Source organism: Paracoccus kondratievae (assembly GCF_009301415.1).
Lineage (GTDB): Bacteria > Pseudomonadota > Alphaproteobacteria > Rhodobacterales > Rhodobacteraceae > Paracoccus > Paracoccus kondratievae.
On sequence record NZ_CP045072.1, the window covers coordinates 1,868,942 to 1,895,688 of the forward strand.

28 protein-coding genes are annotated in these 26,747 nt (G+C 63.9%); 8 read left to right on the forward strand and 20 right to left on the reverse strand.

Features of this window, described 5'->3' with window-relative positions:
* Nucleotides 1–115 precede the first annotated feature (115 nt).
* The 5 genes from ruvC to F8A10_RS09385 are packed head-to-tail and all read left to right on the forward strand — an operon-like array spanning nt 116 to nt 3,594.
* Entirely contained in the window at nt 116–610 is a 495-nt protein-coding gene (ruvC, locus tag F8A10_RS09365) for a crossover junction endodeoxyribonuclease RuvC (protein WP_010393734.1), read from the forward strand.
* 10 nt (nt 611–620) lie between these two features.
* The gene (gene ruvA / locus F8A10_RS09370) at nt 621–1,295 is read left to right on the forward strand and encodes a Holliday junction branch migration protein RuvA (RefSeq protein WP_152367180.1); all 675 of its coding nucleotides are present in this window, start codon (nt 621–623) and stop codon (nt 1,293–1,295) included.
* 4 nt (nt 1,296–1,299) lie between these two features.
* Nucleotides 1,300–2,169, forward strand: coding sequence for a zinc metalloprotease HtpX (gene htpX, locus F8A10_RS09375; RefSeq protein WP_152367181.1), 870 nt, complete (start codon nt 1,300–1,302; stop codon nt 2,167–2,169).
* Nucleotides 2,166–3,191: a Holliday junction branch migration DNA helicase RuvB gene (ruvB, locus tag F8A10_RS09380; protein WP_010393728.1), complete on the forward strand. Its 1,026-nt coding sequence runs from the start codon at nt 2,166–2,168 to the stop codon at nt 3,189–3,191. Before htpX ends, ruvB begins: the two co-directional genes overlap by 4 nt.
* Nucleotides 3,184–3,594, forward strand: coding sequence for a PaaI family thioesterase (locus F8A10_RS09385; RefSeq protein ID WP_152367182.1), 411 nt, complete (start codon nt 3,184–3,186; stop codon nt 3,592–3,594). The genes ruvB and F8A10_RS09385 overlap by 8 nt, the downstream gene beginning before the upstream one ends.
* Nucleotides 3,595–3,723: 129 nt before the next feature.
* On the opposite strand, the gene F8A10_RS09390 is transcribed toward F8A10_RS09385, so the two are convergent.
* From F8A10_RS09390 to tolQ, 9 genes are all read right to left on the reverse strand, one after another.
* Entirely contained in the window at nt 3,724–4,038 is a 315-nt protein-coding gene (locus tag F8A10_RS09390) for a chorismate mutase (RefSeq protein WP_040601711.1), read from the reverse strand.
* 153 nt (nt 4,039–4,191) lie between these two features.
* Entirely contained in the window at nt 4,192–6,090 is a 1,899-nt protein-coding gene (gene ftsH, locus F8A10_RS09395; protein ID WP_085501808.1) for an ATP-dependent zinc metalloprotease FtsH, read from the reverse strand.
* Nucleotides 6,091–6,150: 60 nt separating this feature from the next.
* Entirely contained in the window at nt 6,151–7,386 is a 1,236-nt protein-coding gene (tilS, locus tag F8A10_RS09400; RefSeq protein ID WP_152367183.1) for a tRNA lysidine(34) synthetase TilS, read from the reverse strand.
* A complete protein-coding gene (locus F8A10_RS09405) occupies nt 7,376–8,296 on the reverse strand; it encodes a tetratricopeptide repeat protein (RefSeq protein ID WP_227493375.1) in 921 nt (306 codons plus the stop codon). The genes tilS and F8A10_RS09405 overlap by 11 nt, the downstream gene beginning before the upstream one ends.
* Nucleotides 8,296–8,805, reverse strand: coding sequence for a peptidoglycan-associated lipoprotein Pal (pal, locus tag F8A10_RS09410; protein WP_010393715.1), 510 nt, complete (start codon nt 8,803–8,805; stop codon nt 8,296–8,298). The genes F8A10_RS09405 and pal overlap by 1 nt, the downstream gene beginning before the upstream one ends.
* 22 nt (nt 8,806–8,827) lie before the next feature.
* Nucleotides 8,828–10,138: a Tol-Pal system beta propeller repeat protein TolB gene (tolB, locus tag F8A10_RS09415; protein ID WP_373877484.1), complete on the reverse strand. Its 1,311-nt coding sequence runs from the start codon at nt 10,136–10,138 to the stop codon at nt 8,828–8,830.
* A gap of 76 nt (nt 10,139–10,214) precedes the next feature.
* Entirely contained in the window at nt 10,215–11,726 is a 1,512-nt protein-coding gene (locus F8A10_RS09420; RefSeq protein WP_152367185.1) for a protein TolA, read from the reverse strand.
* A gap of 4 nt (nt 11,727–11,730) precedes the next feature.
* Nucleotides 11,731–12,201 (reverse strand): ExbD/TolR family protein, encoded by a 471-nt coding sequence (locus F8A10_RS09425; protein ID WP_010393708.1) that lies wholly within the window; start codon nt 12,199–12,201, stop codon nt 11,731–11,733.
* A 1-nt stretch (nt 12,202) separates the two neighbouring features.
* Nucleotides 12,203–12,898: a protein TolQ gene (gene tolQ / locus F8A10_RS09430; RefSeq protein WP_010393705.1), complete on the reverse strand. Its 696-nt coding sequence runs from the start codon at nt 12,896–12,898 to the stop codon at nt 12,203–12,205.
* A 271-nt stretch (nt 12,899–13,169) separates the two neighbouring features.
* On the opposite strand from tolQ, the gene F8A10_RS09435 reads away from it, so the two are divergent.
* The gene (locus tag F8A10_RS09435; RefSeq protein ID WP_010393703.1) at nt 13,170–13,604 is read left to right on the forward strand and encodes a YbgC/FadM family acyl-CoA thioesterase; all 435 of its coding nucleotides are present in this window, start codon (nt 13,170–13,172) and stop codon (nt 13,602–13,604) included.
* Here F8A10_RS09435 and F8A10_RS09440 read toward each other — a convergent pair.
* The gene (locus F8A10_RS09440) at nt 13,601–14,179 is read right to left on the reverse strand and encodes a hypothetical protein (protein ID WP_085501758.1); all 579 of its coding nucleotides are present in this window, start codon (nt 14,177–14,179) and stop codon (nt 13,601–13,603) included. The two genes, F8A10_RS09435 and F8A10_RS09440, sit on opposite strands and share 4 nt — an antisense overlap.
* Before the next feature lie 237 nt (nt 14,180–14,416).
* Here F8A10_RS09440 and F8A10_RS09445 point away from each other — a divergent pair, with 237 nt between their 5' ends.
* The gene (locus tag F8A10_RS09445) at nt 14,417–14,764 is read left to right on the forward strand and encodes a DUF488 domain-containing protein (protein WP_010393699.1); all 348 of its coding nucleotides are present in this window, start codon (nt 14,417–14,419) and stop codon (nt 14,762–14,764) included.
* Here F8A10_RS09445 and ggt read toward each other — a convergent pair.
* The 7 genes from ggt to F8A10_RS09480 form a co-directional block, all read right to left on the reverse strand.
* Nucleotides 14,758–16,497: a gamma-glutamyltransferase gene (gene ggt / locus F8A10_RS09450; RefSeq protein ID WP_152367186.1), complete on the reverse strand. Its 1,740-nt coding sequence runs from the start codon at nt 16,495–16,497 to the stop codon at nt 14,758–14,760. The genes F8A10_RS09445 and ggt overlap by 7 nt on opposite strands.
* A 142-nt stretch (nt 16,498–16,639) precedes the next feature.
* On the reverse strand, nt 16,640–19,195 hold the full coding sequence (gene topA / locus F8A10_RS09455) for a type I DNA topoisomerase (RefSeq protein ID WP_152367187.1): 2,556 nt from the start codon (nt 19,193–19,195) through the stop codon (nt 16,640–16,642).
* 118 nt (nt 19,196–19,313) lie between these two features.
* Nucleotides 19,314–20,150, reverse strand: coding sequence for a ferredoxin--NADP reductase (locus tag F8A10_RS09460; RefSeq protein WP_010393694.1), 837 nt, complete (start codon nt 20,148–20,150; stop codon nt 19,314–19,316).
* 52 nt (nt 20,151–20,202) lie between these two features.
* Complete coding sequence (locus F8A10_RS09465; protein WP_010393693.1) at nt 20,203–20,574, reverse strand: DUF934 domain-containing protein; 372 nt, start codon at nt 20,572–20,574, stop codon at nt 20,203–20,205.
* Nucleotides 20,571–21,302 (reverse strand): phosphoadenylyl-sulfate reductase, encoded by a 732-nt coding sequence (locus F8A10_RS09470; RefSeq protein ID WP_085501761.1) that lies wholly within the window; start codon nt 21,300–21,302, stop codon nt 20,571–20,573. Before F8A10_RS09470 ends, F8A10_RS09465 begins: the two co-directional genes overlap by 4 nt.
* A complete protein-coding gene (locus F8A10_RS09475) occupies nt 21,295–22,950 on the reverse strand; it encodes a nitrite/sulfite reductase (protein WP_085501762.1) in 1,656 nt (551 codons plus the stop codon). The genes F8A10_RS09470 and F8A10_RS09475 overlap by 8 nt, the downstream gene beginning before the upstream one ends.
* On the reverse strand, nt 22,943–23,287 hold the full coding sequence (locus F8A10_RS09480) for a DUF2849 domain-containing protein (protein ID WP_010393684.1): 345 nt from the start codon (nt 23,285–23,287) through the stop codon (nt 22,943–22,945). The genes F8A10_RS09475 and F8A10_RS09480 overlap by 8 nt, the downstream gene beginning before the upstream one ends.
* Nucleotides 23,288–23,410: 123 nt before the next feature.
* Between F8A10_RS09480 and F8A10_RS09485 the strand changes: the two genes are divergently transcribed.
* Nucleotides 23,411–23,893 carry an Lrp/AsnC family transcriptional regulator gene (locus tag F8A10_RS09485; protein ID WP_152367188.1) on the forward strand — a complete coding sequence of 161 codons (483 nt, stop codon included), beginning with the start codon at nt 23,411–23,413 and terminating at the stop codon, nt 23,891–23,893.
* Here F8A10_RS09485 and F8A10_RS09490 read toward each other — a convergent pair.
* The 3 genes from F8A10_RS09490 to F8A10_RS09500 form a co-directional block, all read right to left on the reverse strand.
* Entirely contained in the window at nt 23,885–24,988 is a 1,104-nt protein-coding gene (locus F8A10_RS09490) for a pyridoxal phosphate-dependent aminotransferase (protein WP_029371528.1), read from the reverse strand. The genes F8A10_RS09485 and F8A10_RS09490 overlap by 9 nt on opposite strands.
* A gap of 104 nt (nt 24,989–25,092) precedes the next feature.
* Nucleotides 25,093–25,329, reverse strand: coding sequence for an Lrp/AsnC ligand binding domain-containing protein (locus F8A10_RS09495; RefSeq protein WP_010393678.1), 237 nt, complete (start codon nt 25,327–25,329; stop codon nt 25,093–25,095).
* A 31-nt stretch (nt 25,330–25,360) separates the two neighbouring features.
* Nucleotides 25,361–26,737 (reverse strand): MATE family efflux transporter, encoded by a 1,377-nt coding sequence (locus F8A10_RS09500; RefSeq protein ID WP_152367189.1) that lies wholly within the window; start codon nt 26,735–26,737, stop codon nt 25,361–25,363.
* Between the last annotated feature and the right edge of the window lie 10 nt (nt 26,738–26,747).

Genomic DNA, 26,747 nt, shown 5'->3' on the forward strand with positions numbered 1-26,747 from the left:
CGTTCCTTTTCGTGCCCCTCTGTTCGCGGCGAGGGCCAGAGATGTCAAGCAATTCACGAAAGCCGCTAGGCGATGTTCGCCTTTCGTGCTAACGCTGAGGAAAAAGGGAACAGGCATGAAGATCATCGGCATAGACCCCGGCCTGCGGAATATGGGCTGGGGCGTGATCGCGGTGGACGGACCGCGCCTGCGGCATCTGGAAAACGGCATCGTCCATTCCGACGCGGGCGATCTGGGGCCGCGGTTGGCCGCGCTTTATCGCGGGCTTTGCGCGGTGATCGCCCGCCATGCCCCTGACAGCGCCGCGGTCGAGCAGACCTTTGTCAACAAGGACGCAGTGGGCACGCTGAAACTGGGGCAGGCACGCGGCATCGCCCTGCTCGCCCCGGCCGAGGCGGGGCTTGAGATCGGCGAATATGCCCCGAACGCGGTCAAGAAAACCGTCGTCGGCGTCGGCCATGCCGGCAAAGAGCAGATCCAGCATATGGTCCGCTTTATGCTGCCGGGGGTCGAATTCGCCGGCCCCGACGCCGCTGACGCGCTGGCAGTGGCAATTTGCCATGCCCATCACCAGCAGGGCCGCGCCCTGCGCATCAAGGCAAGCGCATGAGGGTCAAGCCATGATCGGACGTATCGCGGGGATCATCCTGCATCGCGCTCAGGACCATGTTCTGATCGACGTGCGCGGCGTGGGCTATATCGTCCATGTCAGCGAACGCACAGCCGCCAGCCTGCCCCCCGCAGGGCAGGCCACCGCGCTATATACAGAGCTGCTGGTTCGCGAGGATCTGTTGCAGCTTTTCGGCTTTACCACCCTGCTGGAAAAGGAATGGCACCGGCTGCTGATCTCGGTTCAGGGGGTTGGGGCCAAGGTGGCACTGGCGATCCTTGGCACTTTGGGACCCGAAGGGTTGTCACGGGCGCTGGCGCTTGGCGACTGGTCCGCGCTGCGCAAGGCTCCGGGTGTCGGGCCCAAACTCGCCCAGCGGGTGGCGATGGAGCTTAAGGACAAGGCTCCGGCGGTGATGGCACTTGGCGGTGCGCTGACCGTCGATCCCGGCGTTCTGGCCGAGCCCGAGCCCGCCGCGCCTACTGCCCCGGCCACTACCGCGAAAAAACCCGCCGCGCCCTCTTCGGCGCAGACAACGGCGGATGCACTCTCGGCGCTTGGCAATCTGGGCTATGCGCCCTCTGAGGCCGCTTCGGCGGTGGCCGAGGCGGCCGCCCGGGAACCCGAGGCCCAGACGGCGGCGTTGATCCGCGCGGCGCTGCGGCTTTTGGCGCCCAAGGAGTGAGACGATGACCGGAAATATCCGCACCTTCATCCTGATGGCCGCCCTGACCGCGCTGATCATGGGCATGGGGGGGCTGATCGGCGGTAAGGGCGGCGCAGTGATCGCGCTGATCCTCGCCGGGGCAGGCAATCTTTTCGCATGGTGGAACAGCGACAAGATGGTGCTGCGCCAGCAGGGCGCGCATCTTGTTACCCGCGAACAGGCGCCAGAGCTGGTGGATATGGTGGCGGCGCTGGCACAGCGCGCCAATCTTCCGATGCCCAAGGTTTATGTTCTGGAAACCGAACAGCCGAACGCCTTTGCCACCGGCCGCAACCCCGAAAACGCCGCCGTCGCGGTAACACAAGGGATCATGCGCGTGCTGAACCGGGACGAGCTGGCCGGGGTGATCGCGCATGAGCTGGCGCATATCAAGCATCGCGACACGCTGACCATGACCGTCACCGCCACCATGGCCGGGGCCATTGCCATGCTGGGCAATATGCTGATGTTTTCGTCGATGTTCGGCGGCCGCGATGAAAACCGCGGCGGTGGGCTTGCTGCGATTCTGGCGATGATCTTTGCGCCTCTGGCGGCAGGTCTGGTGCAGATGGCGATCTCACGCACCCGGGAGTATGAGGCTGACCGTATCGGGGCCGAAATCTGCGGCCAGCCCCTGGCCCTGGCCTCGGCGCTGGCGCGGATTTCGCGCGCAGCGTCGCAGGTGGTGAACCTGCCAGCCGAACAGAACCCGGCCTCGGCCAGCATGTTTATCATCAACCCGCTGCACGCCCTGCGCATGGACCGGCTGTTTGCCACCCATCCCCCGACCGAAGAGCGCATCGCCCGCCTGCAGGCCATGACGACCGGCGCTGGCCCATGGGGCGCAAGATGAGCCAGCCCGACCCCCTGCTGCGGCCCGAGCCGCTGGAAAGCGATGGCGAAGACCGCGCCCTGCGCCCGCAGCGGCTGGAAGATTTCGTCGGTCAGGCCGAGGCAAGGGCCAACCTGCGCGTATTTATCGAAAGCGCGCGGATGCGTGGCAAAGCCATGGACCACACGCTGTTTCATGGACCACCCGGTCTTGGCAAGACGACGCTGGCGCAGATCATGGCGCGCGAGCTGGGCGTGAACTTCAAGATGACCTCGGGACCGGTTCTGGCACGTGCGGGCGATCTGGCCGCAATTCTGACCAATCTTGAAGCACGCGACGTCCTGTTCATCGACGAGATCCACCGCATGAACCCGGCAGTCGAAGAGGTCCTTTATCCGGCGATGGAGGATTTCGAGCTGGATCTGGTCATTGGCGAGGGTCCCGCCGCCCGCACGGTGCGGATCGAGCTGCAACCCTTTACCCTTGTCGGCGCGACTACGCGTCTTGGCCTGCTGACCACGCCGCTGCGTGATCGTTTCGGCATCCCGACACGGCTGCAATTCTATACAATTGAAGAACTCGACCTGATCGTCAGCCGGGGCGCGCGGCTGATGGGCATCCCGAGCGAGCCTGACGGCACGCGCGAGATCGCCCGCCGCGCCCGGGGCACCCCGCGTATCGCCGGCAGGCTGCTGCGCCGGGTGATCGACTTTGCTCTGGTCGAGGGCGACGGCCGACTGACGCGCCAGATCGCCGATTCGGCGCTGACCCGGCTGGGGGTGGATCATCTGGGCCTTGATGGTGCCGACCGGCGTTATCTGACGCTGATCGCTGAACATTACGGCGGCGGGCCTGTCGGGGTGGAAACCCTCTCTGCCGCTTTGTCGGAAAGCCGCGACGCCATCGAGGAGGTGATCGAGCCCTATCTGATGCAGCAGGGACTGGTCAGCCGCACGCCACGCGGTCGCATGTTGGCGCGACTGGGCTGGCGGCATCTGGGTCTTGATGCGCCACGTGCACAGGAAAGCCTGTTCGATGAGTGACCTGGAAAGCCGCATCCGCAGCAGTTTCGACCGCCAGAGCATGATGCACACGCTGGGCGCGTGCATTGACGGGGTCGCGCGGGGCAAGGTCGTCATCACCGCCCCAATCCTGCCGACCGTGTTGCAGCAGCATGGTGCGGGTCATGCCGGACTGGCGTTTTCGATCGGCGATTCGGCAGCAGGATATGCGGCGCTGACACTGATGCCCGAGGGTGCCGAGGTGATGACGGTCGAGATGAAGATCAACCTGCTCTCGCCCGCCATCGGGGACAGGCTGGTGGCCGAAGGGCGGGTCGTCCGCTCAGGCCGTCGTATCACCGTGGTCGCCGCCGATGTCTGGGCCGAAGCCGAGGGCGGACGCAAACAGGTCGCCATGTTGCAGGGCACGATGATCCCGGTCTGACCGGCTCGCTATGTGCAAGATCCGCAATCGCGGCCTCCGGAATGGATATTTAATCACGGAAGAATGCATGGGCCGGGCCAGAGGCTGCATGTGCGGTTCAGTAAGTGACGGTCGGAGCGTCTGAGGCTTTCACTCGGGGCGGGCGGAGAGGACGCGATCCTCTTGCGCGATGAAATGCTCCATCATCAGCCGCCACAGCCGTTCAGCCAGATCGGGGTCAAGTCCATGCTTGCCGGCAAGGCGGCGGGCATTCGCAGCAACCTCTTCGACACGACTGTCGATACGGGCGGGCAGTTTCTCGCGCAGCTTGATCCTTGCCGCCTCGTCAATCAGCGCCGAACGTTCGGCAAGCAGCGCCACCAGCTGCGCGTCCAGCGCGTCGATGCGCGCGCGCAGTTCAGGCATGGCAGAGTTCGGCGACAGTTCAGGGTAGCGACGGTTCATGTCTGTCCCATGCCTTGCGCCGGCTGGCAGTGCAAGCCCCGCCAGCCCCTGACTGACCTCCAGCACAGGACAAATTTCCGCCAGTCACCACGTTGGAAGACAACAAAAAGCCCCCGGCCTGGTGACCGGGGGCTATTTCATCAGCGCGCAGGCTCAGCCCTGGGGTTGAGGCGCGGCATCCGAGGGCGGGGTGGCCACGCCGGCCCGCGGAATGGCGCTGACCGAGGGAATCGAGGAGCCGGGCGTATCATCGTCACCGCCCAGAGGCTCGCCCCGGATCACGCGACCGATATCCTCACCCGTCAGGGTTTCATATTCCAGCAGGCCCTTGGCCAGACGCTCGAATTCCTCGCTTTTCTCGGTGAGGATGCGATATGCGGTCTGGTAGCCTTCCTCGATCAGGTCGCGAACCTCTTGCTCGATCAGCTCTTTGGTCGCGGCCGAGACCGAGAAGCCGCCGGTATTGCCGGAATAGCCCTCATGTGCCTCGGCATAGTCGATGTTGCCGACCTTGTCGGACATGCCCCAGCGCATCACCATGGCCCGGGCCAGCTGGCTGGCCTGTTGGATGTCGCCCGCCGGACCGTTCGAGACGCCTTCTTCGCCATATTTGATGATCTCGGCTGCTTTGCCTGCCATCGTCATGGCGATTTTTTCCTTGGCCTCGTCCTTATGGTAGTTCAACCGGTCCATTTCCGGCAGTGAAACCACCATGCCCAAGGCACCGCCGCGCGGAATGATCGTCGCCTTATAGACCGGGTCACATTTCGGCAGGCTAAGCCCGACGATGGCATGCCCGGCCTCGTGATAGGCAGTCTTTTCCTTTTGCTCGGGCGTCAGCACCATACTGCGACGTTCAACCCCCAGCATGACCTTGTCCTTGGCGTTCTCAAAATCCTCCATGGTGACAAAGCGGCGACCGATACGGGCAGCCATCAGCGCAGCCTCGTTCACAAGGTTCATCAGATCGGCGCCCGAAAAGCCCGGGGTCCCACGCGCGATGATGCGCAGGTCCACATCAGGGCCGACGGGGACCTTGCGTGAATGGACGGCAAGGATCTTTTCGCGGCCCTTGATATCGGGATTGGGCACATAGATCTGACGGTCGAAGCGGCCCGGACGCAGCAGCGCAGGATCAAGCACGTCCTTGCGGTTGGTGGCCGCGATGATGATGACGCCCTCATTAGCGTCAAAGCCGTCCATCTCGACCAGCAGCTGGTTCAGCGTCTGCTCGCGTTCGTCGTTGCCGCCACCGATGCCGACACCACGGGCGCGGCCGACGGCGTCGATCTCGTCGATAAAGACGATGCAGGGGGCGGATTTCTTGGCTTGCTCGAACATGTCGCGGACGCGGCTCGCACCGACGCCGACGAACATTTCGACGAAATCCGAGCCCGAGATGGTAAAGAAGGGCACGCCGGCCTCGCCCGCGATGGCTCGCGCAAGCAGCGTCTTACCGGTGCCGGGAGGGCCGACCAGCAGCGCACCCTTTGGAATCTTGCCGCCCAGACGGCTGAATTTCTGCGGATTGCGCAGGAATTCGACGATTTCCTCCAGCTCTTCTTTGGCTTCGTCGATACCGGCGACATCGTCAAAAGTCACGCGGCCGTGCTTTTCGGTCAGCAGCTTGGCGCGCGATTTGCCAAAGCCCATCGCCCCGCCTTTGCCGCCGCCCTGCATGCGGTTCATGAAAAAGATCCACACGCCGATCAGCAGAATGAAGGGCAGCCAGACGCCAAGAAGCGACATGAAGCCGGATTGCTGCTGACGCTCGACCCGGACATCGACGCCACGGTCGACCAGGCGGCTTGCCAGCTCTTCGCCCTGCGGACGGACGGTCGAGTATTGCTGGCCGTCTTTACCGGTAATGCCGACATTCTCGCCATCAATAGTGACGGCGGCGACCTGGTCCTTTTCCACCCGCTGGATGAAATCGGAATAGCTGATCTGGCGGCTGTTCATCTGAGCCGATCCGTCGCTGAACAGATTGAACAGCGCCAGGATCATCAAAAACAGAACCACCCAGAAGGCGATATTGCGCGCATTGCCCAAAGGCATGTCCTCCGCGGGTAAACAGGCTTCCGCTTGAAAATAGGGATTCCGGCGTCAGGTTCAATGCGTATAGAGCAACGCGCGGAATTCGCCCAGCCCGCGCAGCGGTTGCGCGGTAAGCTTTATGTCCGGTTGCAGGGCTGGCGCAGCAGCCAGATTCCTGCCCGCCCAGATACCCGGCGTTGCTGCAGCCTCATCCCGGGTCAGGCCCAAGGCGCGCCATTCCAGATCAGGCAGCGGTTCGTGGCCAAGCACCCGGACCTGCTGGCCCGGCTCTAGCCCTTTGATCCGCCAGCGGCGGTCCCAAATCGCCCCCTCCCCCTCGACCGGAGGGCTGCGCCGCGCAGCAGCGGGTTCGCGGATCATCAGCAAAAACCCATCGCGCGGTTGCAGGATCACCCCGTCAAGTGTCAGACGCGCGCCGTCCGCCAGCGCCTCAAGCGCGTGCAGCACCGGCTCCCCCCGGGGGGGGTAGGCCGCGCCACTGACAAAGCGCAGCCCTGCGACAAGAAGTCGCCGCCTGATCTCGACCGGGGCACCGCGAAAGGCATCCAATGGCAGTGCCAGAGACCCCGCGCGACTGAATGCCCCCTCGGACAACCGCGCTGCAAAATCGCACAGTGCCGAACGCGCCATCGAAAGATTGGCCGCCGAACGCGCGATCTGGCGCATGGGCAGGTCCAGCGCGGCAATGGCCTTGCGGACACGCACACGCTCATAATCCTCATTCTCGTTCGAGGGGTCATCAGCCCAGGAAATGCCGCGCCCACGTAACCATTGCCGCAGATCGGCACGCGAAACCTCCAGCAAGGGGCGCAGCCAGGTGACGCCCATAGCCTCACGCACGGGGGCCATGGCTGACAACCCGTCCACCCCCGCTCCACGATTAAGCCGCATCAACAGCGTCTCGGCCTGATCATTCAGCGTGTGGCCCAGAAGTACGGCTGACAGCCCGCGCCGCCGCGCCCAGTCGGAAAGCAGGCGCAGGCGTCCTTCGCGCGCGGCCGCCATCAGATTGCCGTCGCCGCCATAGGTCCAGCGCAGAATTTCGTGGGAAATACCAAGTGAGGCTGCCGCCAGACCGGCCTGCTGTGCCTCATCAGCCGAGGCCGCGCGTAAACCGTGATCGACTGTCGCGGCAAACAGTGGTCTGCGCCCCCAGCCATGGGCAAGGTGCATCAGGGCCATCGAGTCTCCGCCTCCTGACAGGGCGATGCCGATGGCCTGGTGTTCACCGGCAAGGCGGTCCAGCACGGTATGGACAAGGGGTTCGACTGTTGCGGGCTCAGCCGCCATCAACAAGATCCGCTGCAGCCTCGGGGTCCATCTCCCCGGTCTCGCCCTCGGCCGGGGCGTCGCAGCCGGCGCTTGCGATGCGCTTTTCGGCCTCGGTGGCCTGTGGCGCATCAGGGAAACGGGCAAGGATTTCCTGAAGGTAATAGCAGCCCTCTTGCGGGCCGGCCTTGGCAGACATGGCCCGGGACAGGCCCAGAAGGGCATCGGGCGCCTGTGGTCCGTTGGGATTGGCGGCAAAGCTTTCAAGCCAGGCGATCCCCGCGCCTGAAAGATCACCGGCAGAGTCAAGCGCCGCCCCTCGCAGGAACAGCGCCTCGGCGGTCAGTGGACCGCCAGTATGGGTTTCGGCGATGGCCGCAAAGAGCTCCGCAGCACGACGAAAGTCACCTTGACCGAGCACCTCCCGGGCCCGGTCGAAATCGGCTTTTTCCGCCGCGGTCACGGCGACCCCAGCCGCAGGGGTCCTGGGTTGCGTCAAGGCACCTTGCTGGTCCGAGGAGGGCAGCGCACCTGTCCCGCCCTGTTCGCCCAGCGGAGGCGTGGTCAGGCTGCCAAGATCGCAGCCCTCTTCCATCTCGCACAGGCGAAACTCGATATCGCCGATACGGGTGGTACCATCCCTGACGATGCGGTCGATGCGGTTCTGCAACTGCTCGGTCTGGCCGGTCAGCTGCTGCAGACGCATCTCCATCGAGTTCATGCGGTCAATGGCGCTGTCGCCTCCGGCCGCCGCGAAACCGGCCGGTCCCGAGGCAACCAGCTGCGCCCGCAGCGACTGCAGATCAGCCGACAGCTGGTTCAGCTCGGCCCGGATGTCGGCCAGGGTGCCCGCATCCTGCCCCATCGCCGGCAGCGCAGCCAGCGCAAGCCCGGCTGCAAGCATCAATCCCCTGAGGCCCCGGACGGTCATCACATACCTGCCCCGGGGCTGACCACAGTCACAGCCCGACGGTTTTTGGAATAGCATTCCTCAGTCGAACAGATCGCCAGCGGACGTTCCTTGCCATAGCTGACCGTGCGCAGACGGCCCGGCGGCACGCCCTGAGAAATCAGGTACTCCTGAACCGAGTTGGCCCGGCGCGCGCCCAGGGCAAGGTTGTATTCGCGGGTGCCCTGTTCGTCCGCATGCCCCTCGATCACCGCCGAGAAACCCTGGTTCTGGTTCAGCCAGCCAGCCTGATTGGCCAGAATAACCCGGCCCTCGGGCGAAAGCGTCGACTGGTCAACGGCGAAAAGAACCGTGTCCCCAACGGCGGTCTTGAAATATTCAGCCGTGCCCGGCAGCGCCGTTGACCCGACGCCGCCAGCACCGCCTGCCCCGGCATAGGGATCCTGAACCTGCGCATCCGGCATAGGCCGGGCGCAGGCCGCCAGCGCGAAAACGGCGCCGACTGCGGCAATTTTAATGAAAGTTTTCATAACTCTGTCCATTTCACGCGCCTCAGGGCAGCAACGGTCCCCAATCGGGGTCCGAGGCCGCACCGTTGATCTTGACCGGACGCATATTGCGCCCTGTGATATCCACCGAATGCAAGCGCGGCTCGCCGTCGCCGCCCGGTGTCACCCGCGTGAACATCACCACGCGCCCATTGGGGGCCCAAGTCGGCCCCTCGTCAAGAAACGATTCCGTCAGCATTTTCTCTTCTGAACCATCGGTGCGCATGACCCCGATGTGGAATTTGCCGCTGACCTGCCGGGTAAAGGCGATCATGTCACCACGCGGCGACCAGACCGGGGTCCCATAGCGCCCCTCGCCAAAGCTGATCCGCTTGGGCTCTCCGCCATTCGCACCCATGATGTAAAGCTGCGGCGTGCCCGAACGGTCGCTTTCAAACACGATCTGGCGGCCATCGGGGCTGTAGCTGGGCGAAGTTTCGATCGACGGGGCATTCGTCAGCGCCCGCTGCGCACCGGTCGCGGCATCCATCTGATAGATATCGGTATTGCCGTTCTTTTCCAGCGAATAGACGATCCAGCGCCCGTCGGGCGAAAAGCGCGGTGAAAAGCTCATCGTGCCCTGCTGGGCCGAGCCCAGCGAGCGGGTGGCCAGCGTGTTCACGTCCATGACCATCGCCTGCGGGAACCCCGTGGCATAGCTGGTGTAAAGCAGCCGTGACCCGTCAGGCGAGAAACGCGGCTTCAGCACCAGAGTTGAATCGTCGGTCAGCCATTTCACATTGGCGCCGTCATAATCCATGATGCCGATACGCTTGCGGCGCGCGTCCTTGGGACCGCTTTCCTGCACAAAGGCCACACGGCTGTCGAAATAAGGCCCCTCGCCCGTCAGGCGCGAATAGACCTGATCGGCGGCCTTATGCGCAGCGCGGCGCCAGTTGCCCGTGGCCGCGTCGAACTGCATGCCATCGCCCAAAGGCTGACCGGCAAAAACGTCAAACAGGCGAAACTTGACGATGACCTTGCCACCTTCGACCCGCACGGCGCCAGTGATCAGCGCCTGCGCGTTGATCGCTTTCCAGTCCTCGTAGGAAACCGGGGCGTCAAAGCTTTCAGGCCGCGCGATATGGGCGCTGGCGGGGATTTCGCGGAAAAGGCCCGTCCCGGTCAGGTCGGCGGCGATCAGGCTTTGCACCTGTTGCAGGTATTCGCCTGCCCCGCCCTCATCATGGAACTGGGCGATAGCAAAGGGCATCGGCTCGATCACGCCATCGGTGATCTCGATTCGCAACGGCCCGTCCTGCGCAAGCACCGGCGCAGCAAGCCCCAGCCCCGCAAGGGCCATGACAGAAGTCAGAAAAAGTTTTCGCAACATGAATCGCCCTCTGGAGGTCTTGGTTGCAGGATAAAGTGTCGCGCGGCGAGATACCATGTCACTTTACCCGCGCGCCGCCGCTGGCATTGAAGTCGATGATGACATCCTTCCAGCGGTTGTATTTCTCGGGCGGCAGATTGTAGCCGCCACGCTCGCACATCAGGATCGCCCGGCGCGCGGCCTCATAAGCCTGTTTCGCCGCCGCGTCCGATCCGCCATCATGGCCGATCATGCGTAACGAACCCTTTTCGACCGTGCCATCCGGGGCCATCGAGAAGCGAACCGAAACCGTGGTACGGCTGGCCTCGGTCGAAAGAGAGCCGCGGTTCCAGCAAGCCTCGACCGCGACGCGGAAGCCATCCTTTTCGCCCTGGCTCAGCGGAGGACCGCTCGCAGCAGCCCCGCCACCACCCGAACCGGCCGAGCCCTGATCCTTCATCGCCTCGGCCAGCGCGGCCTGTTTGGCAGCCTCGGCTGCCTTGCGCTCGGCCTCGGCCTTTTCCCGGGCCCTGGCTTCGGCTGCGGCCTTCTCGGCAGCTTTCTTAGCGGCCGCCTTTTCCTCAGCCTCCTTGCGGGCCCTGGCCTCAGCGGCCTTGCGCTCTGCCTCTGCTTTTTCAGCAGCAGCTTTCTCGGCGGCAGCTTTCTCGGCGGCGGCCTTTTCGGCTTTTGCGCGGCGCTCGGCCTCTGCCTTACGCTCAGCGGCGCGTTTTTCGGCAGCCGCCTTGTCAGCCTCGGCTTTCTCGGCCGCTTCGGCTGCTGCCAGACGGCGCGCGCGCTCGGCGGCAGCTTCGGCCTTACGGGCGGCTTCTGCTTCGGCCTGCTTACGTTCCGTCTCGCGCCGCTCTTCCTTGGCGCGCTCATCGGCGGCGCGTTTGGCGGCGGCTTCCTCAGTCTTGGCCGCGGCAGCACGTTCAGCAGCAGCCTCGGCCTCTTCGCGGGCCAAAAGCTGCTCACGCTCACGGGCAGCCTCAGCAGCGGCGCTGCGGGCCTGAACGGCCTCGGCCAGCCCCTCGGGACGGCCACGCGGGCGCACCGAGTCAACCGGAGCCAGCGCCGAACGCTGCGGAATCGGGGCCGGAGATTGCGGCTGTGCCGGGTTGCGGGCCGGGTCGGGCCGATCCTGACTTTGCGGTAGCGCCGCAAGCTCGACGGCATTGTCAGGCTCGGTCGGACGCGGCGTGTCGGTCGCCACCTCGACCGGGCGGCTGGCGTTTTCGAAATCTGACAGGTCCGGACGCGCCTCGGGCCGGTCCGAGGGGCGCGACAGCTCAGCCGCCGTCGCATCGGGATCAGGCGGACTCGTCGCCTCGATCTCGCCCAGCCGGTTCTCATCGGCGGGCGGGCGCGGTTGCGCGGGCGTAGTCGCAGCCTCGTCCGACACCGGCCCGCGCCCGGCGGCTGCGGCGGCAAGGGACTGAAATTCGGCCTCGGTCATGGTTGCGACCTCGGCCATGCGCACGGCCTCCAGCGGCTGGGGCCGGAACAGCGCGCCGCCCACCAGCGCCGCGCCCAGCAGTCCGGCATGGGCGACGCCCGAGACCCAGAAGCCGATGCGTTCAGCGCGGTCCATCGTCCTAGCCTTCCCCACCCGCATCCATACGCGGCCCGCCGGCATCGGTCACCAGAACGATGTTGTTAAAGCCCGCCGCGTTCAGCGCGCCCATCACCTCCATCACCCGCGCATAGGGGATCGAGCCGTCGGCGCGCAGATAGATCTTGTCGCTCTGCCGTTCGGTGGCAACAGCGCGCAGACGGCTGACCAGTTCATCCTCGGGGACTTCGGTGGTCATGACAAGGATCGGCCCCTCGGGCGTGACCGAGACGCTCAGCGGTTCCTCCGGCTCGGCCGGCACGGCCTGGGCGGCGGTCTTGGGCAGCTCCAGGGGCACGCCCACGGTCAGGAGCGGCGCCGCCACCATAAAGATGATCAGCAGCACCAGCATCACGTCCACAAAGGGCGTGACGTTGATTTCAGCCATCGGCTGGCTGCGCCCGCGCGCCCTGCCCCTGCCGTTGCGGCTGCGTTTGACGACCCCGGCACCCATCTTATTCGTCGTCCAGCTGGCGTGAAAGTATGGTCGAGAATTCGTCGGCGAAGGACTCATAGCCACCGGTGATACGGTCGGCATCCGAGCTGAGCTTGTTGTAGAAGATCACCGCCGGAATAGCCGCAAGCAGACCCAGCGCGGTCGCAACCAGCGCCTCGGCAATGCCCGGCGCAACCACGGCAAGCGACGTGTTTTGCGAGATAGCAATTTCTTCAAACGCGGTCTTGATGCCCCAGACGGTGCCGAACAGCCCGATGAAGGGCGCGGTCGAACCGACCGTGGCAAGGAAGGGCAGGCCACGGGTCAGGCGATCATTTTCGCGGTTGATGGCGACATTCATGGCCCGGTCGATACGCGCGGTTACACCGGCGATCAGATTGCCGTCGTCGCGCAAACTGCGGCGCCATTCGGCCATGCCCGAGGAAAAGATGCGTTCGGCAGGACCCGAGGGATTTTCGCCAATCCGGTCGTAAAGATCATCCAGCGGCTGACCCGACCAGAAGGCGCGGTCAAAGCGATCCGCCTCGCGCCGGGCGGCGTTGAAGGTGATGAACTTCTGAATGATGATCGCCCAGCCCCAGAACGAGGCGAGGATCAGGATCACCATGACGATCTGAACGGTCAGCGAGGCGCGTGCGAAAAGCGCGATAAGCGAGAAATCGACCGGCTGTCCGGCTCCGGCGAGTTGTTCCATGGAATTCGGCCTGTCCTTGGGCCGCTGACGTGCGGCTTCTGCATGGGCAGTTAACAGAACCGCCGAACGGGGCAAAGCCGGCTTGCGTCAAATCTGCGTCAATTGACCGCGAGAACAGCCATCCGCGGCGATCCCGCCACATCGGTCCAAGGGGGCGCCCGCATTGACCCAAAGGGGCAGTCTGGCTAGCAGGGCATGAGCCGCCCCGCACCTGCGGACGCTGATTTCATGTCCTTGGGCCCTGTCCCCAAAGAACAAGGAAACCCGGAACATGCCGTCTACATCCCCCGTGCAGGCCGAAAACGTCTTTGTCCAGACCTACCGGGTCTATTACGCTGAAACCGACGCGGGCGGGATCGTCTATCATTCAAAATACATGGAGTTCGCCGAGCGCAGCCGCTCGGAGCTGCTGCGCCATGTCGGCTATCCGCTGGTCAGCGCCGAGGGCGGGCAGTTCGTCGCGCGCAACGCCTCGATCTCATGGCAGCGGCCGGCGCGGCTTGACGATCTGATCCGCTGCGAATCCTCGGTCATCGCCATCCGGGGCGCGAGCCTGCGCATTCGCCACGCATTCTACCGCGATAAGGAAATGCTGGTGCAGATCGAGATTGAGCTGGCCCATATCAACGCCCAGATGCGCGCGGCACGGATACCAGCAGCCCTGATCGAAAAACTGTCGCCTTATCTGGCAGACAGCCCCCTCTAGCCTTCACGATCCATTCGCGCCGCCAGCCGCAGCGCATGTGATGGATCGGTCGCCACGGCGGGCATGACCGGGTCATAGGCCGCGCGGATCAGGCTGGCGAGTTCCGGCGTCGGTACCACATCGCGGGTAAAGGACAGCATCGCGCGCACCGCCAGCGTCTCGGCCAGTTGGCCCGGATGGGCGTCAGCCAGCGCGCCGCCCATATTGACAAAGGCCATACAGGCCCGGATCGCCCCGTCGGCATCAAAGCGGAACAGCCGGTATTGATCAGCGGCGCTGGCCTTTAACCGCTCGGGCAGTCCGCTTTGGCCGGTAAGCCGGTCCAGATCGGGTATACCCTGCAACTCATCCCAGTCGCGCACGAAAAAGGTCAGCATGTTCGCGCCCATCTCGGGATCGGTATCGGCAATCGGGTGGCGGGCATGGGCCAGAACGGCCCGGGTGGCGTCACGAAAGACCGCCAGACTTTCATCGGTCAGGCCAAAGATCACCGGCGCAACCGGCCGCCCCCAGCGCGCGCAGAGATATTGCCCCTCGCGCGTGAAGAGCGCTGCGATCCCTTCGGCATCGAGCATGATGTCGCCTTTCCTTGACCGGTGAATACCTTGGCGCCGGGTGCCTTCAGCAGGCGATGCCCGCCCTTGTCGTGTCGCAGGTTGCGCGGTTGGCGATGCCTCTCATTGTACCAGAGATGATCATGCTCATGCGCCTTTCCCACGCTGACCGGGGCCGTTTTGGCCAGTTTCGCACAGCTAGTCAACGCAGCGAAAACCTGCCAAACCATAACCGGCTACGCTGTAAAGAGGTGCGCCATGAACGAAATCATTTTGCGTCGCGCCTATGACAAACCCGAGCCACATGAGGGCAGACGCGTGCTTGTCGATCGCTTTTGGCCGCGTGGTATCCGGCGCGAGGCTCTGGCTGCGGATCTGTGGCTGAAAGAAATCGCGCCCTCGGCCGGACTTTGCCGCTGGTTCGGCCATGACCCGGCAAAGTGGGACGAGTTCCGCCGCCGCTACGCCGCCGAACTTGATGCGAACCCCGGCCCCTTGCAGCAATTGCGCGACCTGATCGACGCAGGGCCGGTGACGCTGCTTTATGGTGCAAGGGACGGCGAACATAACAACGCCGTCGCCCTGCGCGATTATCTGGCTCAGTAACCCACCGTCGCCGCATCCGGCCGGCGCGGGTCCGAGGCGCCATAGACCGAACCCGTCTCGGGGTCGCGCATGATCGACTGGGTCGAACCCATCGCCTCTTTCAGCGCCACGGCATGACCCTTGGCCTGCAGGACGCGGACGGTGTCAATGCTGATCCCCTCTTCGACCCGCAGTTCATCAGGCAGCCATTGGTGATGGACGCGCGGCGCGGTCGAGGCCTCGGCCACGTTCATGCCGTGGTCGATCATGTTCATGATCACCTGCAGAACCGTGGTGATGATCCGTGCCCCGCCGGGCGAGCCGGTGACCAGCCAGACCTTGCCATCCTTAAGCACCATGGTCGGCGTCATGGACGACAGCGGCCGCTTGCCCGGCGCGATGGCATTGGCGTCGCCCCCGACAAGGCCAAAGGCATTCGGCACCCCAGGCTTGGCCGAAAAATCGTCCATCTCATTGTTCATCAGCACGCCGGTGCCCGCCGCCACCAGCCCCGAACCATAATTCAGGTTGATGGTATAGGTGTTCGAGACCGCATTGCCGTCCTTGTCCACCACCGAGAAATGCGTGGTCTGGTCGGATTCATAGGGGGCCAAACCGGCCGGTTTGATCATCACCGAGGGCGTGGCGAAATCAGCACTGATCTTGCGGCGCATCTCGGCCGCGTAATCCTTGCTGGTCAGTGCCTCTACCGGCACATCGACAAAATCCGGGTCGCCCAGATATTCCGAACGGTCGGCATAGGCAAGCTTCATCGCCTCGGCCATCAGGTGGATCGTCTCACCCGAGTTCTGCCCCAGCGCCCCGATCGGATAGCCCTCAAGCGCGTTCAGGATCTGGATCAGGTGTACCCCACCCGAAGACGGCGGCGGCATCGAGACCACCTCATAGCTGCGGTAGGTTCCGCGCACGGGTTCGCGCAGGATGGGCTTATAGGCGGCCATATCTTCGGGCGTGATCACGCCCCCCGCCTCTTGCACGGCCTTGGCGATAGCCTCGGCCACCTCGCCCTTGTAGAAACCGTCCGGCCCTCCGGCAGCGATCTTTTTCAGCGTTTTGGCCAGATCGGCCTGCACCAGCCGGTCGCCGGGGCGATAGGCTTCCCCGCCCTCTTTGAAAAAGACCGCGGCGGTCGAGGGGAATTTCTCCAGATGCTCACGCTCGGCCTCGATACTGTCGGCAAGCTCGGGCGTGACGGTGATCCCCTCTTCGGCCAGCCGGATCGCCGGGGCGATGACCTCGGCCCATTCCATACTGCCATAGTTCTCAAGCGCGAGTTTCATTCCCGCGACCGTCCCCGGCACCCCTGATGCCGCGCCGCTGTAAAGCGACCTGTCGCTGTCGGCATCACCCGCCGCATTCAGGAACATATCGCGCGAGGCACCCTGCGGCGCCATCTCACGATAGTCGATGGCGTGGGTCTGGCCGGTCTTGGCGTCATGGATCAGCATAAAACCACCGCCGCCGATGTTGCCTGCCCGTGGCAGCGTCACCGCCAGCGCAAAGGCCACCGCCACACCGGCGTCGACCGCATTGCCGCCCTTGGCCAGAATGTCACGGCCGATCTCGGCCGCCAGCCGCTCCTGGGCCGATACCATGCCATTTTCAGCCCAGACCGGATGGATGCGATCCATCGGATCAAAGAACGCCGACTCTTGCGCCATGACAGGCTGGCTGATGCCGACTGCCAAGGCGAATGCTGCAATGCTGCCGGTTTTGAAAATTCGTTTGTTCATCACGCCCTCTGCTTGACCCGCGCAGGGGCGAGCCTAGCAGCAGAATGGCGAAGGTCAAAAGCGATATGCCGCAAGCCTGCGATGCGGCAAAGGATCGCCGCATCCGGTCCCGGTCAGCGTCCCCACCACCGGGGGAACGCCGTTACTCGGCTTTTTTCGCCTTTGAGGCCGTCTTCTTGGCAGCAGGCTTTTTGGCGGCTGCCGGCTTTTTCGCCGCAGCTTTCCTGGCCGGCTTCTTGCCCGATTTCGCCGCTTTCTCCGAAATCAGCTCAAGCGCGCGCTCAAGCGTGACATCGCCGGGGGCAAGATCCCTGGGCAGCGTGGCGTTGACCTTGCCCCATTTGACATAGGGCCCATAACGCCCATCAAGCACCTGCACCGGCCCGCCCTGGGGATGCTCGCCCAGTTCGGCCAAAGGTGCAGCGGGCGCCGCCCGGCCACGACCCCGTTTCGAGGCCAGGACCTCGACCGCGCGATTCATGCCGATGGTAAACACCTCGTCCACATCGGGCAGGTTGGCATAGGTCGCGCCATGTTTGACATAGGGGCCATAGCGGCCGATCCCGGCCTCGACCAGCACGCCGTCCTCGGGATGGGGGCCGATTTCGCGCGGCAGGGCCAGCAGCGCCAGCGCCCGCTCAAGATCGACCGACCCGGTATCCCAACCCTTGGGGATCGAGGCGCGCGGCGGCTTGGGATTCTCGGCCGTCGCCTCGCCGCGCTGGACATAGGGGCCAAATCGGCCGTTCTTCAGACTGATCTCATCACCATTGTCGACGCCCAGGACGGTGTCGCCCATGACCTCGCCCTCGGGCGAGCTGATCGGCCGGGTAAAGCGGCATTCGGGATAGTTTGAACACCCGATGAACGCCCCACCTGAACGCGCGGTTTTCAGATGCAGCCGCCCCTTGTGGCACAGCGGGCATTCGCGGGGGTCCGAACCATCGGGACGCGGCGGGTAAAGATGCGGGGCCAGCGCGTCGTCAATCGCCTCAAGCACTTCGCCGATACGCAGATCCGCCGTGCTTTCCAGCGCCGCGGTGAAATCGCGCCAAAAGCGGCGCAGCACTTCACGATAGGCCCGCTCGCCCGACGAGATATCGTCCAGCTCACCTTCCAGATTGGCGGTGAAGTCATAGCTGACATAGCGCGGAAAGTATTTTTGCAAAAAGATCGTGACCAGGCGGCCCTTATCCTCGGGGATCAGGCGGTTCTGTTCCTTGCGGACATAGTCGCGTTCCTGGATCGTGCCGATGATCGAGGCATAAGTCGAAGGCCGGCCGATCCCCAGCTCTTCCATGCGTTTGACCAGCGTTGCCTCGGTATAGCGCGGCGGGGGCTGGGTGAAATGCTGTTCGGGCGTGACCGAACGCTTTTCGGGGGTCTCGCCCTCGTGGATCAGCGGCAGGCGGCGGCCGTCCTCATCCTCTTCGTCGTCGCGGCCCTGATCATAGATCTTGAGAAAGCCGTCAAACAGCATCACCTGACCAGTGGCCCGCAGACCGACCTGTCCATCGGCCGAGCCGATCTCGACCGTGGTACGCTCCATCCGCGCCGATTCCATCTGGCTGGCCAGCGTCCGCTTCCAGATCAGGTCGTAAAGCGCCTTTTGATCCTTGTCCGAAACCGGCAACCGGTCCGGCGACAGCATCATGTCGGTCGGACGGATACATTCATGCGCCTCTTGCGCGTTCTTGGCCTTGTTCTTGTACATGCGCGGCAATTTCGGCAGGTACTCGGCGCCGAACCGCGCCCTGATCGCATCACGCGCCGCCATCACCGCCTCGGGCGCCATGTCGATGCCGTCGGTTCGCATATAGGTGATATAGCCCGCCTCATAGAGGCGCTGCGCCGCGGACATGCAAGCCCGCGCGCCAAGACCCAGCTTGCGGCTGGCCTCTTGCTGCAGGGTCGAGGTCATGAAGGGCGGCCACGGATTGCGGCTGGCAGGCTTGGCCGCAACGCTGAGCACCTTGAGATCGCGCGAGGTGATGGCAGTGACAGCCAATTTCGCCTGCTCTTCGGTCGCCAGGTCGAAACGCTCAAGCTTCCTGCCGCCAAAAACTGTCAGGTTGGCATCGAATTCATCGCCACGCGGCGTCGCAAGCCGGGCGTGGACGGTCCAGTATTCCCGGGCCTTGAAGGCCTCGATCTCCATCTCGCGGTCAACGATGATGCGCAGGGCGACCGATTGCACCCGGCCTGCCGATTTCGCACCCGGCAGCTTGCGCCACAGGACCGGAGACAGGTTGAAACCGACAAGGTAATCCAGCGCCCGCCGCGCCAGATAGGCATCGACCAGCGGCTGGTCGATCTGGCGGGGGTTCGCCATGGCCTCGGTCACTGCGGATTTGGTGATCGCGTTAAAGGTGACACGGCTGACCTCGGCCCCTTTCTTCAGCGCCGGGGCAAGGGTTTCAAGCAGGTGCCAGGAAATCGCCTCGCCTTCGCGGTCAGGGTCGGTGGCAAGGATCAGGGTCGGGTCCGAAGCCAGCGCGTCCTTGATCGCCTTGACGTGCTTTCTCGATTCGGCCGCGACCTCCCATTTCATGGCGAAATCCGCCTCGGGATCGACGCTGCCATCCTTGGGCGGCAGGTCGCGCACATGACCGAACGAGGCCAGAACGGTATAGTCGTCGCCCAGATATTTGTTGATCGTTTTGGCCTTGGCCGGAGATTCAACGACGACGACAGGCATGAAGATTCCTTCGCTTGATTCGGCGCCGGAACATGGGGGGCAGCCGACGAACTGTCAACGCCGGCCTGCCGTCCCGCCCGAATATCCCTGAAAATTCAGGGTTTCGGGCTGGGCCAAATCAGATCCCGTCGCCCACGAAGGCCTTTTCGACCACAAATTCGCGCGGTTCGCTGTTGGCGCCTTCGCGCAGGCCAAAGCCCTCAAGCACCGCTTTGACGTCGGTGTTAAAGGCAAGGCTGCCGCAGATCATGGCGCGGTCATTCGCTGCATCCATCGGCGGCAAGTTCAGGTCGGCAAAGACCTTGCCCGAGGTCAGGTTATCGGTAATCCGGCCCATAAAGGGCGACTCTTCCCGCGTGGTCGTCGGGTAATAAAGCAGCCGGTTAAAGAACTCTTCACCGTAAAGCTCACCCAAAAGCGGGTCGTGGCGCAGGTTCTCGACCAGCTCGCGACCATAGGTCAGCTCATCCGCGGTGCGGCAGGTGTGCATCATGATCACCTGCTCGTACCGCTCATAGGTTTCGGGGTCGCGCATCAGCGAGGCAAAGGGCGCAATGCCTGTGCCGGTCGCCAGGAACCACAGCCGCTTGCCGGGCAGAAGCGCGTCCAGAACCAGCGTGCCGACGGGCTTGGGACGCAGGATGATCTGGTCGCCCGGCTGAATGTTCTGCAGCCGCGAGGTCAGCGGCCCGTCCGGCACCTTGATCGAGTAGAACTCAAGCTCATCATCCCATGCCGGAGAGGCAATGGAATAGGCGCGCAGGATCGGCTTGCCATTGTCATCGGGCAGGCCGATCATCACGAACTCGCCCGAACGAAAGCGCAGGGACGCCGGTCGCGTCACCCGGAACGAGAACAGGCGATCCGTCCAGTGCCGGACCGAGGTCACGGTCTGGGCATCGGGCAGGGTCTTGGCGGGTTTGGCGGCAATATCCACGGAAAGATCCAACGTCATATCGGGGTCCCGGTTTATCTAATGCATGAGGGGGCGGGGTGAAACCCCGGGTTCAGCCAGCAAGCCGCGACCGATGGTCCCAGACCTGCCAATCGGCACGATACAGCCACTGCTCTTGCGGCTGGCGCTCGGCCAGCGCAGCCGGGATCTGCACCTCGTCAAAGCCCACGCGACGCGCCATGGCATATTGATCGGCAATCAGCCCGCCAACCGCGCGCAGCCGGCCCTGATAGCCCTTTTCGCGCAGAATGCGGGCCAGCGAAAAGCCGCGTCCGTCGGTCATGGCCGGAAAGTCGATGGCGATCAGCTCATGACCAAGATAGCCGTCAAGGCTGTCCGGATCGGTATCCGGCGCCAGGACAACCGGCTCGGCCCCGTCATGGGGGTGGAAACCGTCATCGCGGACCAGAAAGAATTCGCTCATGCCTTTGCTCCTGTGCGGACCATGCGCCCGCCGATGAAATGGATGCCGCATTCGGTCTTGGCGCTGCCCCGCCAGCGCCCTGCGCGCGGGTCTTCGCCTGGTCTGACGGGCGAGGTGCAGGGTGCGCAGCCGATCGAGGCGTAACCCTTGGCGACCAGAGGATGGCGCGGCAGGTTGTTTTCGGCCATGTAGTCCTGAACGTCCTGCGGCCGCCAATGCGCCAGAGGGTTGATGCGCAGCCGCGCCGGAGGCTCGGCCTCAAAGAACTCAAGCTCTTTGCGGGCACCGCCCTGAAAGCGTTTGCGTCCCGTGATCCAGGCGTCGAACCTGGACAGCTCACGTTCAAGCGGTACGGTCTTGCGCAGATCGCAGCAAGCATCAGCGTTGAACTGGTGCAGCGTGCCGTCGGGGTCGTTCAACGCCACCTCACGCTCGGTCGCGCGGACCACCCGCACATCGGTCAGCTTCAGCTTTTCGGTGACCTCAAGCTGATAATCCAGCGTCTCCTGGAACAGCATCATCGTGTCGATGAACAACACCGGAGTCCCCGGCGCCACCACCGAGACCATATGCAGCAGCACCACCGATTCCGAACCGAAGCTGGAAACCAGCGCCGTCTCGCCCAGATCGGGGTCGCGCAGGGCACGCCGCAACACCTCGGTCGCGGCATGGTGACGATAGCGGTCGTTCAGCCGCGCGGCGCGGGCATCCAGCGTCTGATCAAGCATCGGCCGGATACAGCGCCGCCTTGAACGGAGCCACCCCTACACGGCGATAGGTGTCAATAAAGCGCTCTTCGGGCGATTCGCGCAGTTCCAGATAGGCGTTGATGACGCGGTCGATGGCCGGCACCACCTCTTCGGCCGGGAAGCCAGCGCCGGCGCGCTGGCCAATGGCCGGAATGTCATAACCGTCACCACCCAGCGTGATCTGATAGTTCTCGACCCCGGCACGATCGAGGCCCAGAATACCGATATGGCCCAGGTGATGATGGCCGCAGGCGTTGATGCAACCCGAGATGCGGATGTTGAACTGGCCGATCTCTTCTTCAAGACCACGGGCACGGAAATGCTCGGCGATGTCCTGTGCGATCGGAATCGAGCGGGCAGTCGCCAGCGTGCAGTAATCCATGCCCGGGCAGGCAACGATATCACTGATCAGCCCGGCATTGGCGGTGGCCAGACCGGCTGCCTTCAGCTCTTGATAGACCGCGAACAGGTCCGATTTGTGAACATGCGGCAGGACCACGTTCTGTTCATGGCTGATGCGCAGATCGTGATGGCCGTAACGCTCGGCCAGATCGGCCAGCAGGCGCATCTGTTCAGCCGAAGCATCGCCCGGCGTCGCGCCCGGTGCCTTAAAGGTGACGGTGACGCTGGCATAGCCATCGACCTTATGGGCCGACAGGTTGGTGTCGGTCCAGCTGCGGAAGGCCGGATTTGCCGCGCGGTGCTGTTCGTAATCACCTTCGGGCTCGTTACGGAAGGCTGGTGGGGCGTAAAGGCTTTTCAACGCGGCCAGCAGGTCCTGATCGACGCCGGTAAAGACCTTGCGGCGACGCTCAAACTCGGCCTCGATCTCTTCGCGCATCACGTCAAGGCCGCGCTCGGCCACGGTGATCTTGATGCGCGCCTTGTATTTGTTGTCGCGCCGGCCCGAGAGGTTGTAGGTCGCGATGATCGCCTCGACATAGGGCAGCAGATCGCCTTCGGGCAGGAACTCACGCACCACCTGCCCCAGCAAGGGCGTACGGCCCAGCCCGCCGCCGATCCAGACCTGATAGCCCAGTTCACCCTGCTCGTTACGCTTAAGGCGCAGGCCGATGTCATGGGCGGCGATGACCGCGCGGTCCCTCTTGCCGCCCGAGACGGCGATCTTGAACTTGCGCGGCAGGAACTGGAATTCGCCATGGTCGGTGGACCATTGCCGCAGCAACTCGGCATAAGGGCGCGGATCGGCAACCTCGTCAGCAGCCGCGCCGGCAAAGGCATCAGTCGTCACATTTCGGATCGTGTTGCCCGAGGTCTGGATGGCATGCAGCCCGACATCGGCCAAAGCGTCCAGCATATCCGGGATATCAACCAGCTTCGGCCAGTTGAACTGGATATTCTGGCGGGTGGTCCAGTGACCGTAACCCTTGTCCCATTTCTTGGCCAGCAGCGCCAGCGTGCGCATCTGGTCGGGGCTGATCGTGCCATAGGGAATGGCCACCCGCAGCATATAGGCATGCAGCTGCAGGTAGACACCATTCATCAGCCGCAGAGGGCGAAACTCATCCTCGGTCAGGCTGCCGTTCAAGCGCCGCTCGACCTGCTGGCGGAATTGCTGGGCGCGGTGGCGCAGGTATTCGTTGTGCTGGGGACGCGCGTCAAACATTGCTGGCCTCGACTTCGGACTGGGCGAACTCGGCTTGCTTGCCGTGGAAATAATTGGACGGACCGCGGCGGCGGAACGCTTCGCGGAAATGCGTGGGCTCGGGGCGGCCATCGGGACCGCGGCGGGCCTCGGCCAGGTAGGGGCCGACGACGATATTGCCCTGCGACAAAGCGTCGAGCAGCGCCAGATCGGCGATGGCCTCATCCTCGAACAGATCGGCCTCACGCGGGTCAGCGGTCCAGCCCCCGTCGCGCATCCACACGCAATGGCCCTGACGCAGATCATTGGCGGTAATGACGGCGGGGGTCGCGGGGGATGGGGTAAAGCCTTTGGACATGGCCCTTTGCCTTTCGTTTCCTGTCCTGTCTATATAGAAAAAAATCCCCCATATTGACGAGTGGGCCAGAAAAATAAGAAACATGTCCCGTAATGGCGCAAATAGTCAGGACGCAATTTCACAATGAGCGACGAGCGACAAACACCCATCCGGCTGGACGACACTGACCGCAAAATCCTGTTCCTGCTGCAAGAGGACGCGACCCTGTCGCTGGACGATATTGCGGCCCGTGTGGGGGCGTCCAAGACCCCGGTCTGGAACCGGATTCGCAAGCTGCGCGAGGCCGGAGTGATCCGCGCCCAGGTCGCGCTGCTTGACCCCGATTCCCTTGGGCTCGACGCCTGTTTCTTCGTGCTGATCCGCACCAGCGAGCATGACCCCGAATGGGCGCGACGCTTTCTGTCCGCCGTCCGCTCGCGCCCCGAGGTGATCGAGGCGCACCGCCTGGCCGGCGACATCGACTACATCCTTAAGGTCCGGGTCCGCAACGCGCGCGCCTATGACCGCTTTTATCAGGCGCTGATCTCAGAGGTCAGGATCCACAACGTCACCGCGCTTCTGTCGATGGAAGAGCTCAAGGCGACGACCGCCCTGCCTCTAAGCTAGGGCGGCCAGCGCGCGCGGCAGCGCCTCGGCAAAAGCAGAAAGCTCTGCCTCAGGCCCGCATGAGACGCGGATACAGCGGTCAAGCGGTGCAACGCCGGGCATGCGTACAAAGATGCCCTCGCTCGCCAGCGCCTCAAGCAGGGCGCGGGCAAAGGCGCCATCGCGGCCGCAGTCGATGGTGACGAAATTCGTGGCCGAAGGCAGGGCGCTCAGCCCGTTGTCAGCTGCAATCCCGGCGATCCGGGCACGGGCCGCGGCGGTCTGGGCCTGCACATGGCCCAGCCAGTCCTGATCCTCCAGCGCGGCAAGAGCACCAATCTGGGCGGTTCGGCTGATGCCGAAATGGTTGCGGATGCGGTCGAACCCGGCGATCAGCTCGGCCGGACCGATGGCATAGCCGATGCGCATCCCGGCCATGGCATAGGCCTTGGAAAAGGTCCGGAACCGGATCACCCGCGCATCTTCGGGGTCAATCCGGGGAATGGCCAAAACAGGGGCGAATTCAGCATACGCCTCATCCAGAACCAGCAGGCTGCCTTCGGGCAGATCATCCAGCATCGCCTCGATCCGCGCCCCCTCGTGCCAGCTGCCCATCGGGTTGTCGGGATTGGCCAGATAGACAAGCCGCGCCCCGGTCTCACGCGTTGCCGCAATCAGGGCATCGGGGTCCTCGGCATCGTCACGATAGGAAACTTTGCTCAGCCGTCCACCAAAACCGGCAACGTGATAATTGAAGGTCGGATAGGCACCCTCAGAAGTCACCACCGCTTCGCCCGGGGCCACCATCAGCCGCACGAGCAGACCCAAAAGCCCGTCAACCCCTTCGCCCAGCATGATGTTCTCAGGAGCAACACCATGATGCGCCGCCAAAGCATGGCGCAGATCATGGCTGTCAGGATCGCCGTATTTCCAGACCTCGGCCGCCGCGCGCGCCATCGCCTCGACCGCCTTGGGAGAGGGGCCAAAGCCGTTCTCATTCGCCCCCAGCCGGGCGCGAAAGGGCGCACCGCGCCGACGCTCCAGCGTCTCGGGACCGGTAAAGGGGACCGTCGCAGGCAGTCCGGCGGGAATAGGGGCGAAACGAAAACGTGTCATGCCGCAACAGAAAACCCAATCGCGATCCGCGCGCAAGGGTGCCCCTCGCCTCCGCTTCTTTCGTGTCTAAATATCCATGGGACAAAGCCCCCGGAAAGCCGGACCTAGAACGCCTTGAAGGTGATCGTCGTCAGCGTCCGGACAATGCCGGGAATGTCGAACAGGTTTTCCGACAGAAAACGCCCGACATCCTGATCCTCGGGCACATAGATCTTGGCCAGCAGATCATAATCACCCGAGGTCGAGTAAAGCTCGCTCACGACCTCGCGGTCATAGATCGCATCAGCGACCTCATAGGTCTTGCCGGGCGAGCAGCGGAACTGGACAAAAACCGGGCGCATGGCGATCCTCTTGATCTCAGACGGCGACAGACTAGACCGTCGGCGCGGCGCGGGTCCAGTCCCCCCGCGCAAGTCCGCGCCAGAAGCGGCGCATCAGCAGGACCGCAGCACAGGTCAGCCCCGCCACCAGCCCCAGCCACAATCCGGCCGGACCGATCCCCGCAATGAAGGCCAGGCCATAGGCAACCGGGATGCCGACCAGCCAATAGCTGACTGCTGCAATGACCATGGGAACCCGGGTGTCCTGCACCCCGCGCAAAAGCCCCAGCCCGATCACCTGCATGGCATCGGTCAGCTGGAACAGACCTGCGTAAAACAGCAGCGCCGCCGCAATCTCGATGATAGCCGGGGTTTCAGCATGGGTCGCGTCGAGATACAGCCCGACCAATTGGCGCGGAAACAGCTCGAATGCTGCAACGGCAAGTACCGCGATCACGGCCGAAACCACGGTCACCGTAATTCCCGCATCACGCATCCCCAGCGCATCGCCGCGGCCTTTGGCCTGCCCGACGCGCACGGTGGCTGCGTTCGACATGCCCAGATGCAGCATGAAGGTCAGCGAGGCCAGCTGCAGCGCAATTCCATGCGCCGCAAGCTCTCGCGTGCCGATCCAGCCCATCATCACGTTCGAGCCGACAAATAGCCCACCCTCGGCCACCATGGTCAGACCGATGGGCAGACCCAGCAAAAAGACCGCGCGCATCTCGGCCCGGTCCGGGCGCCAAAAGCGATGGAACAGCCGGTATTTGCGTGCCACCGGCAGCCATGCGGCATAGGCCGCGATCGCGAGCAGCCCCACATATTGCACAACGACCGCCGCAATCGCCGCCCCACGCACGCCCATTTCCGGCATGCCCATATTGCCAAAGATCAGCACCCAGTTCAGGAAAATCACCACCGGCAACCCGGCAAGCGTGATCCACAGCACGACCTGCGTACGCTCCATCGCCGCCAGATAGCTGTTCAGCGTCAGCTGGCACAGAACGGCGATCAGGCCGACACCCTCGATGCGCAGATAGTCCTGGGCCAGCTGGGCGACATCGGGTTTTTGTCCGACAGCCAGCAGGATCGGGCCAGAATACCACATCGCCGGCAACACCAGCACGGCATAGATCACCGACAGCCACAGCGCCATGCGGGCCGAACGGCGGACCTCGACCTCATCCCCCCGCGCAATGGCGGTGGCGATCAGGCCCATGACACCGATGCCGAACCCCATGCCCAGAAAGAACAGGATGTTAAAGAACGACACCGCAATGACCAAAGCGGCCAGCTCGGTCACGCCATACCACCCCATCATCACCGTATCGGCGACATGAATGGCCATGCGCGCAAGGTGGCTGCCAACAAGCGGCAGACCCAGCGCCAGTGTTGCGCGCAGATGGGGGATATAGCGGACAAAATTCATGTGTCTGCCT